Source organism: Streptomyces sp. NPDC044063 (assembly GCF_056434285.1).
In genome coordinates this window covers 185823-203720 of sequence record NZ_JBWKFM010000008.1, presented here as the reverse complement: position 1 = coordinate 203720, position 17898 = coordinate 185823, and the positions used below count along the sequence as shown (strand labels likewise).

Annotated in this window: 15 protein-coding genes; 9 read left to right on the top strand and 6 right to left on the bottom strand. The window is 72.6% G+C overall.

Going from position 1 to position 17898, the window contains the following annotated elements; genetic code table 11:
- The first annotated feature begins 103 nt into the window (after positions 1-103).
- Complete coding sequence (locus AC07BS_RS13285) at positions 104-931, top strand: enoyl-CoA hydratase family protein (protein WP_478640712.1); 828 nt, start codon at positions 104-106, stop codon at positions 929-931.
- Positions 928-3204: a bifunctional salicylyl-CoA 5-hydroxylase/oxidoreductase gene (locus AC07BS_RS13280; protein WP_478932059.1), complete on the top strand. Its 2277-nt coding sequence runs from the start codon at positions 928-930 to the stop codon at positions 3202-3204. The genes AC07BS_RS13285 and AC07BS_RS13280 overlap by 4 nt, the downstream gene beginning before the upstream one ends.
- A 13-nt stretch (positions 3205-3217) precedes the next feature.
- Here AC07BS_RS13280 and AC07BS_RS13275 read toward each other — a convergent pair whose 3' ends face one another.
- Positions 3218-4057 (bottom strand): PaaX family transcriptional regulator, encoded by an 840-nt coding sequence (locus AC07BS_RS13275; protein ID WP_478640706.1) that lies wholly within the window; start codon positions 4055-4057, stop codon positions 3218-3220.
- Positions 4050-5702 (bottom strand): AMP-binding protein, encoded by a 1653-nt coding sequence (locus tag AC07BS_RS13270; RefSeq protein WP_478932057.1) that lies wholly within the window; start codon positions 5700-5702, stop codon positions 4050-4052. The genes AC07BS_RS13275 and AC07BS_RS13270 overlap by 8 nt, the downstream gene beginning before the upstream one ends.
- A 154-nt stretch (positions 5703-5856) precedes the next feature.
- Here AC07BS_RS13270 and AC07BS_RS13265 point away from each other — a divergent pair, with 154 nt between their 5' ends.
- The 3 genes from AC07BS_RS13265 to AC07BS_RS13255 are packed head-to-tail and all read left to right on the top strand — an operon-like array spanning position 5857 to position 8067.
- Complete coding sequence (locus AC07BS_RS13265) at positions 5857-6987, top strand: acyl-CoA dehydrogenase family protein (protein ID WP_478932055.1); 1131 nt, start codon at positions 5857-5859, stop codon at positions 6985-6987.
- Positions 6984-7382: a RidA family protein gene (locus AC07BS_RS13260; protein ID WP_478640698.1), complete on the top strand. Its 399-nt coding sequence runs from the start codon at positions 6984-6986 to the stop codon at positions 7380-7382. Before AC07BS_RS13265 ends, AC07BS_RS13260 begins: the two co-directional genes overlap by 4 nt.
- 49 nt (positions 7383-7431) lie before the next feature.
- A complete protein-coding gene (locus tag AC07BS_RS13255) occupies positions 7432-8067 on the top strand; it encodes a TetR/AcrR family transcriptional regulator (protein ID WP_478640695.1) in 636 nt (211 codons plus the stop codon).
- Between the two features lie 6 nt (positions 8068-8073).
- Here AC07BS_RS13255 and AC07BS_RS13250 read toward each other — a convergent pair whose 3' ends face one another.
- The 3 genes from AC07BS_RS13250 to AC07BS_RS13240 all read right to left on the bottom strand — a co-directional run bounded on the left by AC07BS_RS13250 (position 8074) and on the right by AC07BS_RS13240 (position 11635).
- On the bottom strand, positions 8074-9300 hold the full coding sequence (locus AC07BS_RS13250; RefSeq protein ID WP_478640692.1) for an FAD-dependent oxidoreductase: 1227 nt from the start codon (positions 9298-9300) through the stop codon (positions 8074-8076).
- A gap of 150 nt (positions 9301-9450) precedes the next feature.
- Positions 9451-10980 carry a helix-turn-helix domain-containing protein gene (locus tag AC07BS_RS13245; protein WP_478640689.1) on the bottom strand — a complete coding sequence of 510 codons (1530 nt, stop codon included), beginning with the start codon at positions 10978-10980 and terminating at the stop codon, positions 9451-9453.
- Between the two features lie 100 nt (positions 10981-11080).
- Entirely contained in the window at positions 11081-11635 is a 555-nt protein-coding gene (locus AC07BS_RS13240; RefSeq protein WP_478932052.1) for a Uma2 family endonuclease, read from the bottom strand.
- Positions 11636-11833: 198 nt separating this feature from the next.
- On the opposite strand from AC07BS_RS13240, the gene AC07BS_RS13235 reads away from it, so the two are divergent.
- Positions 11834-12721, top strand: a complete 888-nt coding sequence (locus AC07BS_RS13235) for an alpha/beta fold hydrolase (protein ID WP_478640684.1) — start codon at positions 11834-11836, stop codon at positions 12719-12721.
- An 8-nt stretch (positions 12722-12729) separates the two neighbouring features.
- Here AC07BS_RS13235 and AC07BS_RS13230 read toward each other — a convergent pair whose 3' ends face one another.
- Positions 12730-13848, bottom strand: a complete 1119-nt coding sequence (locus AC07BS_RS13230) for a PP2C family protein-serine/threonine phosphatase (RefSeq protein WP_478932049.1) — start codon at positions 13846-13848, stop codon at positions 12730-12732.
- Positions 13849-14192: 344 nt separating this feature from the next.
- Here AC07BS_RS13230 and acnA point away from each other — a divergent pair, with 344 nt between their 5' ends.
- The 3 genes from acnA to AC07BS_RS13215 all read left to right on the top strand — a co-directional run bounded on the left by acnA (position 14193) and on the right by AC07BS_RS13215 (position 17820).
- Entirely contained in the window at positions 14193-16907 is a 2715-nt protein-coding gene (gene acnA, locus AC07BS_RS13225) for an aconitate hydratase AcnA (RefSeq protein WP_478932047.1), read from the top strand.
- Positions 16908-17159: 252 nt separating this feature from the next.
- Positions 17160-17441 (top strand): hypothetical protein, encoded by a 282-nt coding sequence (locus AC07BS_RS13220; protein ID WP_478640675.1) that lies wholly within the window; start codon positions 17160-17162, stop codon positions 17439-17441.
- A 46-nt stretch (positions 17442-17487) separates the two neighbouring features.
- The gene (locus tag AC07BS_RS13215) at positions 17488-17820 is read left to right on the top strand and encodes a hypothetical protein (RefSeq protein WP_478640674.1); all 333 of its coding nucleotides are present in this window, start codon (positions 17488-17490) and stop codon (positions 17818-17820) included.
- The last annotated feature ends 78 nt before the right edge of the window (positions 17821-17898 follow it).

Here is a 17898-nt window from a genome sequence, read left to right as displayed (position 1 = left end):
GGTATCGCGATGCCGGTATCGCGTACTCGTGACGACAGTCACGCAACGGTGATAGCTTCACGGGGCAGGCACCAGACCCTCCCGCCGTAGGAGGCCGTGCTCCATGAGTCCCTTCACCGGCTCCGCGAACCGCACCGAGACCTGGCGGCACCTGCGCCTGACCCTCGACTCCGGCGTCGCCACCGTCACCCTCGACCGCCCCGGCAAGCTCAACGCCCTCACCTTCGGCGCCTACGCCGACCTGCGCGACCTGCTGCCCGAGCTGGCCCGCGACGGCTCCGTACGGGCCCTGGTGCTCGGCGGCGAGGGCCGCGGCTTCTGCTCCGGCGGCGACGTCGACGAGATCATCGGCGCCACCCTGGCCATGGACACCGGCCGGTTGCTGGACTTCAACCGCATGACCGGCCAGGTGGTCCGCGCGCTCCGCGAGTGCCCGTTCCCCGTGATCGCCGCCGTACACGGGGTCGCGGCGGGCGCCGGCGCCGTCCTCGCGCTCGCCGCCGACTTCCGCGTCGCCGACCCCACCGCGCGCTTCGCCTTCCTCTTCACCCGGGTCGGCCTGTCCGGCGGCGACATGGGCGCCGCCTACCTCCTGCCGCGCGTCGTCGGCCTCGGGCACGCCACCCGGCTGCTCATGCTCGGCGATCCCGTCCCCGCGGCCGAGGCCGAACGCATCGGCCTGATCAGCCGGTTGACCGAGGAGGGCGGAGCGCCGGCCGCCGCGAGCGAGCTCGCCCGCCGGCTCGCCGACGGCCCGGCGCTCGCCCACGCCCAGACCAAGGCCCTGCTCACCGCCGAGCTCGACATGCCGCTCGCGGCGGCCGTCGAACTCGACGCCGCCACCCAGGCCCTGCTCATGAACAGCGCCGACTACGCCGAGTTCCACGCGGCCTTCACCGCCCGGCGGCCCCCCAGGTGGCAGGGACGATGACCGCAGCCGCCCCCGCCCCCGCCACCACGCTCCGCCGGGTCGCCGTCATCGGCGGCGGCCCCGGCGGCCTCTACGCCGCCGCGCTCCTCAAACGCCACGACCCCGCCCGCGAGGTCACCCTCTGGGAGCGCAACGCCCCCGACGACACCTTCGGTTTCGGCGTCGTCCTCTCCGACGAGACCCTCGGCGGCATCGCGACGGCCGACCCCGAGGTCCACGCCGCGCTGCGGCGCGAGCTGGTCCGCTGGGACGACATCGACGTCGTCCACCGCGGCACCACCCTGCGCTCCGGCGGCCACGGCTTCGCCGCCCTCGGCCGCCACCGGCTCCTCGCCCTCCTCCACGAACGCTGCCGCTCCCTCGGCGTCCGGCTCCGCTTCCGTACGGAGGCACCGCCCGCCGCCGAACTCGCCGGCGCCCACGACCTCGTCGTCGCCGCCGACGGCGTGCACAGCCGCACCCGCGACGGCCATCGCGACGCCTTCCGGCCCGTCCTCACCACCCACCGCTGCCGTTACATCTGGCTCGCCGCCGACCTCCCCCTCGACGCCTTCCGCTTCGAGATCGCCGAGACCGAGCACGGCGTGATGCAGCTGCACGCCTACCCCTACGGGGCCGGCGCGTGCACCGTCATCGTCGAGATGCGCGAGGACGTGTGGCGCCGCGCCGGCTTCGACCGCGGCGGCGAGAAGGAGACCGCCGAGCGGTGCGCGAAATACTTCGGCGACTTCCTCGACGGCCACCCGCTGCGCTCCAACCGCTCGGCGTGGACCGCGTTCCGTACCGTCGTCAACGAACGCTGGTCGCACGGGACCACGGTGCTCCTCGGCGACGCCGCGCACACCGCGCACTTCTCCATCGGCTCGGGCACCAAGCTCGCCGTCGAGGACGCCCTCGCCCTGGCCGACTGCCTGCGCGACGACCCGGACCTGCCCCGCGCCCTGCGTACCTACGAGGAGCTGCGCCGCCCGGTCGTCGAGTCCACCCAGCGGGCGGCCCGCGCCAGCCTGGAGTGGTTCGAGGGCCTGGCGGGCCACGTCGACCGCCCGCCGTACCGTTTCGCCTTCGACCTGCTCACCCGCAGCCGCCGCGTCACCCACGACAACCTCCGCCTGCGCGACGCCGGCTTCGTCGCCGCCGTCGAGGCCGAGGCGGGCGTCCCACCCGGCACGCCCCCCATGTTCACCCCCTTCCGGCTGCGCGGCCTGACCCTGCGCAACCGCGTCGTGGTCTCCCCGATGGACATGTACGCCGCCACCGACGGCACCCCCGGCGACTTCCACCTCGTCCACCTCGGCGCCCGCGCCCTCGGCGGCGCCGGGCTCGTGATGACCGAGATGGTCTGCGTCAGCGACCGGGGCCGCATCACCCCCGGCTGCGCCGGCCTGTACGCGCCCGGTCACGAGGAGGCCTGGCGCCGGATCACCGGCTTCGTCCACGAACGGGCCCCCGGCACCGCCATCGGCGTCCAGCTCGGCCACTCCGGCCGCAAGGGCTCCACCCGCCTCATGTGGGAGGGCATCGACCAGCCGCTGCCCGACGGCAACTGGCCCCTGGTCGCCGCCTCACCCCTGCCCTACCTGCCCGGCGTCAGCCAGACGCCAAAGGCCCTGAACGCCGCCGGGCTCGCCGCGATCCGCGACGACTTCACCCGCTCCGCCGAGGCCGCCGACCGCGCCGGCTTCGACCTCCTCGAACTGCACTGCGCGCACGGCTACCTGCTCTCCGGCTTCCTGTCGCCGCTCACCAACCACCGCGACGACGCCTACGGCGGCGACCTGGCCGGCCGCCTGCGCTACCCCCTGGAGGTCTTCGACGCCGTCCGCGCCGTCTGGCCCGCCCACAAGCCGATGACCGTACGCATCTCCGCCACCGACTGGGCGGACGGCGGCAACGGCGCCGACGAGGCCGTCGTCGTCGCGCGCGCCTTCGCCGAGCACGGCGCCGACGCCGTCGACGTGTCCACCGGCCAGGTCGTCCCCCACGAGCGGCCCGCCTACGGACGCTCGTACCAGGTGCCGTTCGCCGACCGCATCCGGCACGAGGTGGGCGTCCCCGTCATCGCCGTCGGCGCCATCTCCTCGTGGGACGACGTCAACTCGCTGATCCTGGCGGGCCGTACCGACCTGTGCGCCCTGGCCCGCCCGCACCTCTACGACCCGAACTGGACCCTCCACGCGGCCGCCGACCAGGGCTACACCGGCCCCGGCGCGCCCTGGCCCGCGCCCTACCGCGCGGGCAGCCGCAAACCGCCGACGGGCCGCAGTGTTTAGGTCCCGCCCGGGATCAGACCAGCTCCGTCGCCACGAAGCGTGCCCCGGCGTCGCGCAGCCGGGTGTGGAGGGCGGTGAAGACCCGGGCCGCCCGCCCGCCCGGCCAGTCGGCCGGAAGCAGTGCCGCCGGCAGGCCCGGGTCGGCGTACGGCAGGCGCCGCCAGGAGTCCAGGGCCAGCAGGTAGTCGCGGTAGGCGGCCTCGGCCGGTACGGGCCGGCGGCGTGACCAGCGGTGGAGGACGGGTTCGTGGGTGTCGAGGAACGCCCGGTGCTGGCGGGCCAGCGCGTCCAGGTCCCACCAGCGGGCCACGGCCTCGGCGGTGGGCTCGAAGCCCAGGTGGGAGCCCTTGAACAGGTCGACGTAGGAGACCAGGTGGAGGCGTTCCAGGGTGTGCCGGGTCTCCTCCTGCACATGCGCCGGGGCGATCCACACGCCCGGCGCCGCCGTGCCGAAGCCCAGCCGGGACAGCCGTGAGCGGAGCAGGTGCCGCTTGTGCCGCTCGTGTTCGGGCACCGAGAAGACGGCCATCAGCCAGCCCTGGCCGGGCCGTGCCGTGGGGCGGCCGTAGATGCGCCGGTCGCCGTCGTCGAGCAGTTGCCGCGCGGCGTCCGACAGCCCGTAGCCCGCCGCCCCGTCCGCCGAGCGGCCGGCGACGAGCAGCCCGCGCCGCTTGAGCCGGGAGACGGCCGACCGCACCGACGGCGAGTCCACGCCCACCGCGCCCAGCAGCCGGATCAGGGCCGCGATCGGCACGGGCCCGGCGGGGGCCTCGGCACTCCCGCGTCCGTACGCGCCGTAGAAGGTGACGATGAGGGACCGAGGGGTGTGGAGCGGTTGCTGGTGGTCAGTCACGGGGAAACTGTAAAGCGCCCGTGCGCAGCCGGAATCGCTGCAGTTTGCCGGTGGGCGTGCGGGGGAGGGCGTCGAGGAACTCGATCTCGCGAGGGCACTTGTACGGCACGATCTCCTTTTTGGTGAACTCCCGCAGCGCCGCGACGGTTTCCTCGGTGCGCGGTACACCCGGCCGCAGCACCACGTGGGCGACGACGATCTGGCCGCGCCGGTCGTCCGGTCTTCCGGTGACGGCCGCCTCCACGACGTCGGGGTGGCGCAGGAGGGCCTCCTCGACCTCGGGTCCCGCGATGTTGTAGCCCGCCGAGACGATCATGTCGTCGGCGCGGGCCACGTAGCGGAAGTGGCCGTCCGGCTCGCGGACGTAGGTGTCGCCGGTGAGGTTCCAGCCGTCGCGCACGTACCGCCTCTGGCGCTCGTCGGCCAGGTAGCGGCAGCCGGTGGGGCCGCGTACGGCGAGCAGCCCCGGCTCGCCGTCGGGCACGGGGTGCCCGGCCGCGTCCACGACGCGTGCCTCGTAGCCGGGGACGGGGAGCCCGGTGGTGCCGGGGCGTATGAGGTCGTCGGCGGCGGAGATGAAGATGTGCAGCATCTCGGTGGCCCCGATGCCGTTGATGACGCGCAGGCCGGTGGCGCGGTGCCAGTCGTGCCAGAGGTCGGCCGGCAGGTGCTCGCCCGCCGAGACGCAGCGGCGCAGCGAGGAGACGTCGTACGCGCCGAGCCGGCCGAGCATGGCGCGGTAGGCGGTGGGGGCGGTGAACAGCACGCTGACGCGGTGGCGTTGGACGTCGGCGAGCAGGCGCTCGGGGCCGCCCCAGTCGGCGAGCAGGGTCTGGGCGCCCGCGCGGAGGGGGAAGACGACGAGGCCGCCGAGGCCGAAGGTGAAGCCGAGGGGCGGGCTGCCCGCGAAGACGTCGTCGGGCCGGGGGCGCAGTACGCGGGCGGAGAAGGTGTCGGCGATGGCGAGGACGTCGCGGTGGAAGTGGGCGCAGCCCTTGGGGCTGCCGGTGGTGCCGGAGGTGAAGGCGATGAGGGCGACGTCGTCGGCGGAAGTGTCGCACGCCACATAGGATGTGGGTTTATTTGCCGCCAGCCGCAGAAGGTCGTCGGGTCCCGTGCCGCCTCCCGCGCCGTCGTACAGCGCAATCCGTAAGTGTGGCACCTTCGCGGCGAGCAGGTCGTCGGCCGATCGGGTGTCGCACAGCGCGTACCGGACGCGTGCCAGGCGGCAGATGGTGGCGAGTTCGTGCCGGCGCTGGGCGGCGAGGACGGTCACGGCCACGGCCCCCGCCCTCATCACCGCGAGCCAGCAGGCCGCCAGCCAGGGGGTGGTGGGACCGCGCAGCAGCACGCGCTCGCCCGGTCGCACCCCCAGGTCCTCGGTGAGCACATGGGCGATCCGGGCGACATGGGCGGCGAGTTCGCCGTACGACCACACGAGCCCCGACGCGTCCCGCACCGCCGGCCGGTCCGGGCCCAGCCGGGCCACCGTCGCGTCCAGCAGCTCCGCACCGCAGTTGAGGCGGTCCGGATAGGACAGCGCGTCCGGCCCCGCGAGGTCGAAGCGGAGGTCCGGCCACTGCTCGGCGGGCGGGAGGTGGTCGCGGGCAAAGGTGTCGGCGTGAGCCGACGGGTTGAGCTCCATCGCGGATGCGCCCCCTCGCGCCGAGAAGAAGATGGAGGTGAACGGGGGTCTTGCCAGCGATACGAATCCGCTGTCAGCGTAGCGAGTTGGTGACGGCAGTCAACAGAGCGCGATAACTCTCCGCGTCGCTGCGGCGGACAGAAGGGTGGACCCGGTGACCACTCCGTTCACACTGGACAAGGCGCGACGGGCGTGGTGCGACGAGCTCCGCGCGCTCGCCGCCGAGCGCCTGCGCCCTCTGGCGGCGCAGGGCGACCCCGGCCGCGTCAACCGCCCGCTCGTCGTGGCGCTCGGCGAACTCGGCCTGATCGGCCGGGTGTTGCCGGGCGAGGGCCCCACGAGCGCCATGGACCTGTGCCTGCTGCGCGAGTCGCTCGCCCAGGAGTGCACCGAGGCCGAGACCGCCCTCGCCCTCCAGGGGCTGGGAGCCCACCCCGTCCTCAGCGCCGGCACCGAGGCCCAGCGCGCACGCTGGCTGCCCGGCGTCGTCGGCGGCCGGCTGATCGCCGCCTTCGCGCTGAGCGAGCCGGAGGCGGGCTCGGACGCGGCGGCGCTGCGACTGCGGGCGGAATCGGACGGAAAAGGGGACGGCTGGCGGCTCACCGGCGAGAAGTGCTGGATCTCCAACGCCCCCGAGGCCGACCTCTACACCGTCTTCGCCCGGACCGGCCCGGCCCCCGGCGCCGCCGGCATCACCGCCTTCCTCGTCCCCGGCGACCGCCCCGGCCTCACCGGCACCTCCCTGGAGATGCTGAGCCCCCACCCCGTCGGCACCCTCGCCTTCGACGGTGTCCCCGTCGGCCCGGACGACGTCCTCGGCGAGGTGGGCGGCGGCTTCGGCGTCGCCCTGCGTACCCTCGACCTCTTCCGCCCCAGCGTCGGTGCCTTCGCCGTCGGCATGGCCCGCGCCGCCCTGGCCGCGGCTCTGCTCCACGCGGATGAACGCCAGGCCTTCGGCGGCCCGCTGCGGAACCTCCAGGCCGTCTCCCACCAGCTCGCCGAGATGGCCACCCGCACCGAGGCCGCGGCCCTGCTCGTCCTCGCGGCCGCCGCGGCCCACGACGCGGGCGAGCCGGGCATCGCCCGCCGCGCGGCGATGGCCAAGCTCTTCGCGACCGAGACCGCGCAGTACGTCGTCGACGCCGCCGTGCAGATCCACGGCGCCCGCGCCCTGCGCCGCGGCCACCTCCTCGAACACCTCTACCGCGAGGTCCGGGCCCCGCGCGTCTACGAGGGCGCCACCGAGGTCCAGCGCGCCATCATCGCCAAGGAGCTCTACCGATGACCCTGCACCGCCACAATCCGCCCGAGCTCTCTCCGCCCACCGGCTTCAGCCACGCCGTCACGGCCACCGGCAGCCGCCTGGTCCTCCTCGCCGGCCAGACCGCGCTCGACGCGGACGGCGGGATCGTCCCCGGCGGCCTGCCCGAGCAGTTCGAGCGGGCCCTGGCCAACCTCCTGGCCGCCCTGCGCGCCGCCGGGGGCACCCCGGCCGACCTGGCCCGGGTCACCGTCTACGCCACCGACGTCGGCGCCTACCGCGCGCACGCCCGCGCGCTCGGCGCCGTCTGGCGCCGCCTCGCTGGGCGCGACTACCCCGCGATGGCGGTCGTCGGCACCACCCGGCTCTGGGACGAACAGGCACTGGTGGAGCTGGACGGGGTCGCCGTGCTGCCGTAGCCGCGGGCGGGATACGGTGGGAGGCCGGTCCGCGCGAGGAAAGGCAGGCGTGTCCGTGACCCCACGTCGGAGTGCGGATGCCGGCCCCGAGGACGGCACGTTCACCGAGCGCGCCCGCCGCCGGCAGATCGTCGAGTGCACGATCGACCTGATCGCGACCCGGGGCCACCCCGCGACGTCGCTCGCCGCGATCGCCGAGCGGGCCGGCATCTCGAAGGGCGCGGTCCTCTACCACTTCACGTCCAAGGACAACCTCACCCGCGCCACGCTGGACCATGTGCTGGAGCGGTTCTCCGCGTACGTGACCGAGCGCGTCGAGCGGGAGACGGACCCGGCGGCGGCGCTCGTCGCCTACGTCCGCGCGATGATCTCCTACCAGGGGGAGAACCCCCGGCACGTCCGCGTGATCACCGAGATGCTCCTCGACGACCACGGCGGCACCCGCCTCAAGACCCCGGGCTCCCACGACACCCACGACCGCTGGCAGAAGCTCGCCCGCCTGCTGGCCGAGGGCCAGGAGACGGGCGCCTTCCGCGCGTTGGACACCCGCACCACGGCCCTGGCCATCGGCGGGGCGATCGACAACGTGATCGCGTACTGGCTGGTCCACCCCGAGTACGACCTCGGAGCGGCGGCGGAGGAACTGGTGGCCTTCACGCTCCGCGCGATCGGCCGCGAGGGCTGAGGCCTCTCAGCCCCGGGCGAAGGCGGGGATCCGCTCCGGCCGCACCCCGATCCCGCCGAGGTAGCCGGTGGCGGTGCGCAGCGCCGGTACGCGCCGCAGCAGCCGGAACGGCAGCGGCAGCCGCCCGGGGTCGAGCGTCCCGGCGAGGGCCGGCCGCAGCAGCGCCTCGTGCTCGCTCCGCTGGGTCCGCTGCACCACGGCCACGGGCAGCTCGCGCCGGCGCTGTACGCGGGCGAGGTCGCGGACGGTCGCGGTCCCGTCCCGCAGGAGCGGCCCGGCGAGGAGGCGGGCGGTCGCCACGGCGTCCTGGACGGCGAGGTTGACGCCGACCCCGCCCGTCGGCGACATGATGTGCGCCGCGTCGCCGATGCACAGCAGCCCCGGCCGGTACCAGCGCCGCAGCCGCCCCATCGTCACCTCCAGCAGCTTCACGTCGTCCCAGGACCCGATGGCATCCGTCACCTCCTGCCCCCAGCCGAAGAGTTCGCCGATCCGCTCGCGGAACCACTCGATGCCCTGGGCGCGCAGCTCGTCGTCCGCGCCCTTCCTGATGAGGTAGGAGGTCTGGTAGTAGTCGCCGCGGTCCATGGTCACGGCGAACCGGTCACCGAGACTCCGCATGAAGACGCGGCCGTCCTTGGAACTGTCGTCCTGGGCCGGCACCCGGACGTTCCACACGTCCATGGGCACGTCGACGTACTCCGGCCGCATCCCGGCGGCCGCGCGCACGACGGAGCCCCGCCCGTCGCAGGCGACGACGAGCCCGGCGGCGATCTCCCCCCGCTTGCCGTCGGGCCCCTTGTACCGCACTCCCGTCACGCGTCCGCCGTCGGTCATCAGACCGGTGACGGCGGTGCGCATGCGCAGGTCGAAGGCGGGCTCCTCGGCCGCCGCGCCGGCCAGCAGGTCGAGGAAGTCCCACTGCGGGACCATGGCGATGTACTTGTGGCGCCCGGGTATCCGCCGCAGATCGGAGAGCGGCACCTCGATGTCGCCGATGTGCATGAGCACCTCCTCGAGCCGCCGCGCCGGCAGCCCGGCGAACCGCTCCCCGAGTCCGAGCTCGTCCAGCAGCCGCAGCGTGGAGGGGTGCACGGTGTCCCCCCGGAAGTCCCGCAGGAAGTCCCCGTGCTTCTCCAGCACGGTCACCCCGACCCCGCCCCGCGCCAGCAGCAACCCCAGCATCAGCCCGGCGGGCCCGCCCCCGACGATGCAACAGGTGGTGCGCTCCATGATGGTCCCCCTCCGTCGTCTGACCGAGCGGTCAGCATCCTGACCGAGCGGTCAGACTACAGCGAACCCGGCCGCAACGCATGAACGGCCCCTCCCGCAGCGGCGGAAGGGGCCGTTCACGACAGCCGCGGGAAGCAGCCGGACGACCTGTCAGATGTCCCGGAACGTCTCGATCTGGGCGCCGATCGAGTTGAGGCGCTCGGCCAGGTCCTCGTAGCCGCGGTTGATGACGTAGACGTTGCGGAGGACCGAGGTGCCCTCGGCGGCCATCATGGCGAGGAGGACGACCACGGCGGGGCGCAGGGCCGGGGGGCACATCATCTCGGCGGAGCGCCAGCGGGTGGGGCCCTCGACCAGGACGCGGTGGGGGTCGAGGAGCTTGACGTCCGCGCCGAGGCGATTGAGGTCGGTGAGGTAGATGGCGCGGTTGTCGTAGACCCAGTCGTGGATGAGGGTCTGGCCCTGGGCGAACGCGGCGATGGCCGCGAAGAAGGGCACGTTGTCGATGTTGAGGCCGGGGAACGGCATCGGGTGGATCTTGTCGATCGGCGCGCAGAGCTTGGAGGGGCGCACGGTCAGGTCGAGCAGGCGGGTGCGGCCGTTGTCGGCGCGGTACTCGGCGCTGCGCTCGTGGTCGAGGCCCATCTCCTCCAGGACGGCGAGCTCGATCTCCATGAACTCCACCGGGACCCGGCGGATCGTCAGCTCCGACTCCGTGACGACCGCGGCGGCCAGCAGGCTCATGGCCTCGACCGGGTCCTCGGACGGGGCGTAGTCCACGTCGCGGTCGATCCGGGCCACGCCGTGCACGGTGAGGGTGGTCGTGCCGATGCCCTCGACGCGTACGCCGAGCTCCTCCAGGAAGAAGCAGAGGTCCTGGACCATGTAGTTGGAGCTGGCGTTGCGGATGACCGTGACACCGGCGTGGCGGGCGGCGGCGAGCAGGGCGTTCTCGGTGACCGTGTCCCCGCGCTCGGTCAGGACGATGGCGCGGGTGGGGGAGACGGAACGATCCACCTGGGCGTGGTATGTGCCGTCGGTGGCCGTGATCTCCAGGCCGAAGTGGCGCAGTGCCGTCATGTGCGGCTGGACGGTCCGGGTGCCGAGGTCGCAGCCGCCGGCGTACGGGATCTTGAAGTGGTCCATGCGGTGGAGCAGCGGACCCAGGAACATGATGACGCTGCGGGTGCGGCGCGCCGCCTCGGTGTCCATCGCGGCCAGGTCGAGTTCGGCGGGCGGCACGATCTCGAGGTCGTTGCCGTCGTTGATCCAGCGGTGCCGGACGCCGATGCTGGCGAGCACCTCGAGGATGCGGTAGACCTCCTCGATCCGCGCGACCCTGCGCAGCGTCGTGCGGCCGGCGTTGAGGAGCGTGGCACACAGCAGCGCGACACAGGCGTTCTTGCTGGTCTTGACGTCGATCGCGCCGGACAGGCGGCGCCCGCCGACGACGCGCAGGTGCATGGGCCCGGCGTACCCGAGCGAGACGATCTCGCTGTCGAGCGCCTCCCCGATGCGGGCGATCATATCAAGACTGATGTTCTGATTTCCCCGCTCAATGCGGTTGACCGCGCTCTGGCTCGTCCCGAGAGCGTCCGCGAGCTGGGACTGTGTCCAGCCACGGTGCTGCCGGGCGTCACGGATGAGCTTGCCGATGCGGCCGAGGTACGCGTCTGTCATGGGATAGACGGTATCTCAGATATGAGATTCCTTCATCGCGCGCCATGGCCTCTCCACGTGCTCTTTCGCCTATCCGAACAATCGGATGGCGGCATGGACCTCAGAAGTCCGACGTGTCGAGCTCCAGGTCGAAGGGGGTGGGGAGAGGGAGTGGCGTGCCGAAGGGGTGGGGGCCGTCCGTGCTGGTGTAGCCGAGGCGACTCGGCTCACCGAAGAGCGTGCAGGTGCGTTCCTGGCGATCCACGAGCAGGTACAGGGGGGCGCCGAACTCGGCGTAGCGGCGGCGCTTCACCACCCGGTCGGTGTCGCCGTTGGAATCGGAGGTGACTTCGACGATCAAGAGGGTCTGGTCGGGGAGCAGGGCCCCCGCCCCCTTCGCCAAGTCCTTTGGAACGACGGCGACATCAGGGATGTACCAATTGGGGGTACCGGGCAGATCGAGATCGCCCGAACCCGTGATGCAGCTCAGCTTTCTCACCGTGGGTTCGATCTGCCGGCGGATCGAGTCGGCGGCCGATTCGTGACCCCAGCTCGGTGACATCATGGTGATAACCCCCTCCACGATCTGCACTCGATCCCCCTCGATGTGCTGGATCGCATACTTCAACGCCTTCTCGGGGTCGTCGGCTGCGTAGGTGTGAGGTTGCGCGCTCATCGGGTCCTCCCGGGGACATGGTGACGGCAGCATGACGACTGTCCACGGTCTACAGCAATCCGTCCTGGCATCCCGCCCGTTCGGCCCAGCGTTCCTCCGAACTGGTGAACCACCCCCGCTGCCCGGCCAGGCCGGCCCGGCTGCGAGGATCGGCGCGACGGTGGCCGCACCGGCCGCCCGTACGGGGGAGGGGGCCTCATGGGCACTCACATCGGTTCGTTCACCGGCGACGACGCGCGGATACGCGTACTCGCCGCCTACGACGACGTCATGGCGTACTGGCCGCAACCGCGTGAGCAGCGTGATGTCCGTACCCGCTTCGGCACCACCCGGGTCCACACCTTCAACTCCGGTGGCGACGGCACCCCCGTCGTCCTCCTCCACGGGCAGAGCGCCGGGCCCGGCGAGTGGGGGCCGCACGTGGCCGCGCTGGCCGACGGGCGGCCGGTGTTCGCCGTCGACCGGGTGGGGGAGCCGGGGTACAGCCCGCAGACCGCGCCCCTGCGCACCGGGGAGGACATGGCCGCCTGGCTGGAGGAGGTCCTCGCCGGGCTCGGGATCGAGCGGGCCCATCTCGTGGGGCACTCGTACGGCGGCTGGGTGGCGCTCAATCAGGCCGTGCGCGCTCCCGGGCGTGTCGCGTCGGTGGCCGTGTACGACCCGCCGCGCGCCCTCGCGCCCCTCAAGCCCGGTTTCGCTCTCGCGTCCGTCGGCCTGTTGCTCGCCCCCTCCGCCCGCCTCCGGCGCCGCCTGCTGGACGGCATGATCGGCGGTACGGGCGTCCCGGCGGCCGAGGAGGACGCCCAGGCCCGCTTCACGCTGGAGGCCCTGCGCGGCTTCCGCGTACGGCTCCTGCCGCCGCAGCCCGTGGGCGACGAGGAGCTGCGCTCCGTCACCGTTCCCGCCCTCGTCCTGCTCGGCGGGGCCAGCGGAGTGCTCGACGCCCGGCGTGCCGCGGACCGGGCCCGCCGGCTCCTGCCCGACGCCCGGGTCGAGGTCGTCCCCGGCGCCGGTCACGGCATGCCGGTGGCCCTGGTGAACCGCCGCGTGCCGGAGTTCCTGCGCGAGGTGGACGCGCGGGCCTGAGGGGCCCGTCAGGCCCCGCCGCCGCTCTCCACCCGCGTCACCGCCAGCAGCGCCATGTCGTCCGTGATGCGCCCGTCCGTGTGGCGGGCCACCCCCGTGAGCAGGTTGTCCAGCAGCGCCTCCGGTCCGCCGAAGACGTGGCCCGTCAGGGCGGCGACGGGGTCGTAGAAGACGCCGTCGTGGTCCCGCGCCTCGGTGAGGCCGTCGGTGTAGAGCAGCAGGGTCGCCCCCGGCGGGAACGGCACCGTGTCCGTCCGGTCCTCGCCGCCGGCCAGGACCGCCAGCGCCAGGGGGAGGGCCGGTTCGGACGGCCACACCGGCCGCACGGTCCCGCCGTGGAGCACGAGCGGCGGCGGGTGGCCGCGGTTGATCAGCCGCAGCTCGTCGCCGGTGTGCGGGAACTCGGCCAGCACGGCGGTGACGAAGCCCTCCACCTTCTCGATGCCCGCCCGCCGCTCCGCCTCCCGGACCAGTGACCGGTCCAGCCGCGCGGCGACGCCGGCGAGCGCCGGCTCCTCCTCCGCCTCCCGGAACGCGCCCAGCGCCACGTCCACGGCCTTGACCGCCTCCATGCCCTTGCCCCGGACGTCCCCGACGACACACCGCACGCCGTACGGGGTGTCCTGCACGCCGTACAGGTCGCCGCCGATCTGCGCCTCCCGTACGGCCGACTGGTAGCGCACGGCGATCCGCAGGGCGCCGATCGCGGCCGGTGGCTCGGGCAGCACGGCGCGCTGCACGGCGAGCGCGACGCGGCGCGCGGACCGCAGGCGCTCGTCGCTGTAGCGGATCAGCCGGTTGAGGACGACGGCGAAGGCCGAGACGGTGGCGACCGTGGCCAGCTCGCTGCGTCCGCCCGAGTCGTCGAGGAAGCCGAAGTGGGCGAGCAGGGCCGCGTCCGCGACGCACGCGCCGATGCCCGCCAGGACCGTCGCGGGCAGCGACAGCAGGGCGGCGGCCGTCATCGGCGCGGCCGTGTAGAAGGCCTCGGCGCTGAAGTGCGGGGGTGTGTTGTAGTCGAGCGCGGCGCCGCCGGCCAGCAGGAGGACCGGCAGCCAGGCGAGGTGGCTCAGGCATCCGCTCCTGGCGCCGTCGACGGCCCCGCGTCCCGCGCTCCGTGCCCTCACGCGTTCCAGCATCCTCGGGCGGGATCGCGGCTGCCAGTCAGGATCGCGGCTGCCGGTCAGGATCGCGGCTGCCGGTCAGGATCGCGGCCGGTCAGGGGGGACTCGGGCCGGACCGTGGGGTTACGTCACCCAATGCCACATTTTTCATACCGGACGGCCCATCCGGACATGACCGGACCCCGTCCATGTACTAGAGTTATCTCGACATCGAGATATCTGCCGAGAGGCGTACCGCTGTCGCGCCAGTAAGGCGTACCTAACTTAGGCACACCTTAGCGTACGCGCGCGCCATCGGGGCGGCAGGATTGCCGCAGTACGCGAATTCATGCATGAAGGAGACTGTCGTGTCGGCGAACAGCTTCGACGCCCGTAGCACGCTGCAGGTGGGCGACGAGTCGTACGAGATCTTCCGGCTGGACAAGGTCGAGGGTTCCGCTCGCCTGCCCTACAGCCTGAAGGTGCTGCTGGAGAACCTGCTCCGCACGGAGGACGGCGCGAACATCACCGCCGACCACATCCGCGCGCTGGGCAACTGGGACTCGCAGGCCCAGCCCAGCCAGGAGATCCAGTTCACGCCGGCCCGCGTGATCATGCAGGACTTCACCGGTGTGCCCTGTGTCGTCGACCTCGCCACCATGCGTGAGGCCGTCGCGGCCCTCGGCGGCGACCCGGCGAAGATCAACCCGCTCTCGCCGGCCGAGATGGTCATCGACCACTCCGTCATCGCCGACAAGTTCGGCACCAACGACGCGTTCGCCCAGAACGTCGAGCTGGAGTACGGCCGCAACAAGGAGCGCTACCAGTTCCTGCGCTGGGGCCAGACCGCGTTCGACGACTTCAAGGTCGTCCCCCCGGGCACCGGCATCGTCCACCAGGTGAACATCGAGCACCTGGCCCGTACGGTCATGGTCCGCAACGGTCAGGCCTACCCGGACACCCTGGTCGGCACCGACTCGCACACCACCATGGTCAACGGCCTCGGCGTCCTCGGCTGGGGCGTCGGCGGCATCGAGGCCGAGGCCGCGATGCTCGGCCAGCCGGTCTCCATGCTCATCCCGCGCGTCGTCGGCTTCAAGCTGACCGGTGAGCTCCCGGCCGGCACCACCGCCACCGACCTCGTCCTCACGATCACCGAGATGCTGCGCAAGCACGGCGTCGTCGGCAAGTTCGTCGAGTTCTACGGTGAGGGCGTCGCCGCCACCTCGCTGGCCAACCGCGCCACCATCGGCAACATGTCGCCCGAGTTCGGCTCCACCGCCGCGATCTTCCCGATCGACGGCGAGACCCTGAACTACCTCAAGCTCACCGGCCGCTCCGAGCAGCAGGTCGCGCTCGTCGAGGCCTACGCCAAGGAGCAGGGCCTCTGGCTCGACCCGGCCGCCGAGCCCGACTTCTCCGAGAAGCTCGAGCTCGACCTCTCCACGGTCGTCCCCTCCATCGCCGGCCCGAAGCGCCCGCAGGACCGCATCGTCCTGGCCGACGCCAAGGCCCAGTTCGAGCGCGACGTCCTCAACTACGTCTCCACCGCCGACGAGGCGGGCGTGGAGTCCTTCCCGGCCTCCGACGCCCCGGCCGCCTCCGACGGTGTCCCGTCCCGCCCGACCACGGTCACGGCCCCCGACGGCTCCACCTACGAGATCGACCACGGCGCCGTCACCGTCGCCGCGATCACCTCCTGCACCAACACCTCGAACCCCTACGTCATGGTCGCCGCCGCGCTCGTGGCCAAGAAGGCGGTCGAGAAGGGCCTGACCCGCAAGCCGTGGGTCAAGACCACCCTCGCCCCGGGCTCCAAGGTCGTCACCGACTACTTCGACAAGGCGGGCCTGACCCCCTACCTCGACAAGGTCGGCTTCAACCTCGTCGGCTACGGCTGCACCACCTGCATCGGCAACTCCGGCCCGCTGCCGGAGGAGGTCTCCAAGGCCGTCAACGAGCACGACCTGGCCGTGACCTCGGTCCTCTCGGGCAACCGCAACTTCGAGGGCCGCATCAACCCCGACGTCAAGATGAACTACCTGGCCTCCCCGCCGCTGGTCGTCGCGTACGCCATCGCGGGCTCCATGAAGGTGGACATCACCAAGGACGCCCTCGGCACCGACACCGACGGCAACCCGGTCTACCTCAAGGACATCTGGCCGACCGAGGCCGAGGTCAACGACGTCGTGGCCTCCGCCATCGGCGAGGACATGTTCAGCAAGTCCTACCAGGACGTCTTCGCGGGCGACGCCCAGTGGCAGGCCCTGTCGATCCCGACCGGCAACACCTTCGAGTGGGACGCCGAGTCCACCTACGTCCGTAAGCCCCCGTACTTCGAGGGCATGCAGATGGAGCCGGCCCCGGTCGCCGACATCGCCGGCGCCCGCGTCCTGGCCAAGCTGGGCGACTCGGTCACCACCGACCACATCTCCCCGGCCGGCGCCATCAAGGCCGACACCCCGGCCGGCAAGTACCTCACCGAGCACGGTGTCGAGCGTCGTGACTTCAACTCCTACGGCTCCCGCCGAGGCAACCACGAGGTCATGATCCGCGGTACGTTCGCCAACATCCGCCTGCGCAACCAGATCGCGCCGGGCACCGAGGGCGGCTTCACCCGCGACTTCACCCAGGCCGACGCGCCGGTGTCGTTCATCTACGACGCCTCGCAGAACTACCAGGCCGCCGGTATCCCGCTGGTCATCCTGGGCGGCAAGGAGTACGGCTCCGGCTCGTCCCGCGACTGGGCGGCCAAGGGCACGGCCCTCCTCGGCGTCAAGGCCGTCATCACCGAGTCGTACGAGCGCATCCACCGCTCGAACCTCATCGGCATGGGCGTCCTGCCGCTCCAGTTCCCGGCCGGCCAGTCGGCCGACTCGCTCGGCCTGACCGGCGAGGAGACCTTCTCCATCGCGGGCATCACCGAGCTGAACGAGGGCACCACCCCGAGCACGGTCAAGGTCACCACCGACACCGGTGTCGAGTTCGACGCGGTTGTCCGCATCGACACCCCCGGTGAGGCGGACTACTACCGCAACGGCGGCATCATGCAGTACGTGCTGCGCAACCTGATCCGCGGCTGACACCAGCCCGGTCCGGTGAGCCGGTAGGCCACTGAAGGGCCGCACCCCGTTCCGACGGGGTGCGGCCCTTCGGCGTTTCTGCGCCCGTTCCATGGTGTTCGCCGGGTCTGTGTTCCCTCCTGCACTCTCCCGGGGCAACTCCCAACACGACTGGGTGATGGGGCGATTGATGAGGTGTTACGCATGCCCATGCGGGTTAGTGTCCCGCCCGGGACGACGCGACGGCGTCGCCCCTGAGGGAGGGAATGAGCGATGGGATCCCCCGTCACCTTCGGGGAACTCGACCGGCTGTCCGGGGAAGAACTTCCGCCCCGGATCGCCCTGTCGAGCGTGCCACTGCCGGCGGGCACGACAGGAACCGAACAACCGGTGTTTCCCACCCTGGTGAGAACGGAGCACGGCACCACGGTCGCCTACGCCTGCCAGTACCGGCAGCACGCGGGCAGCCCCCCGCTCCTCGTCGCACTGGGACTCGCCTCCAGTTCTCCCGGCTACAGCACCACCTGCGTTCCCGCGGCCATCTCCAGCCGCTGATCGCCGCCTTCACGTCTCCAGGCACACGAAGGGAAACGGACGAAACATGGACAACGCCATCAGCTTCGACGAACTCGACGCCATCACGGGTGAGGTGCTGCCCGAGCGGACCGTCATGGGCGTCGTGGCCACGCCCCTCAGCCTCGCCGGCCCCGGCGACCCGGGTGCCGGCGCCGCCTCCGGCGCCAGCAGCTCCGCCGCGGCCTCGGGCGGCGGCGTCTTCGCCCCCGTGCCGCACGACCACGGCACCACCATGCTCTCCGCCTGCCAGACCGGCGGCCACGAGGGCACGCCGGGCCTGCTCGGCGAGGTCGTCGGCCTGGGCCGGCAGCCGTCCGCGTTCATGACCTGCGTCCCCGCGGCCGTCTCCAGCCACTGATCGCGTAGCGGCCCGCCCGCCGTACGCGCCGGGGAGGGGCCGGGAGCCCCTCGGCCCCTCCCCGCGACCCCCGCAGGC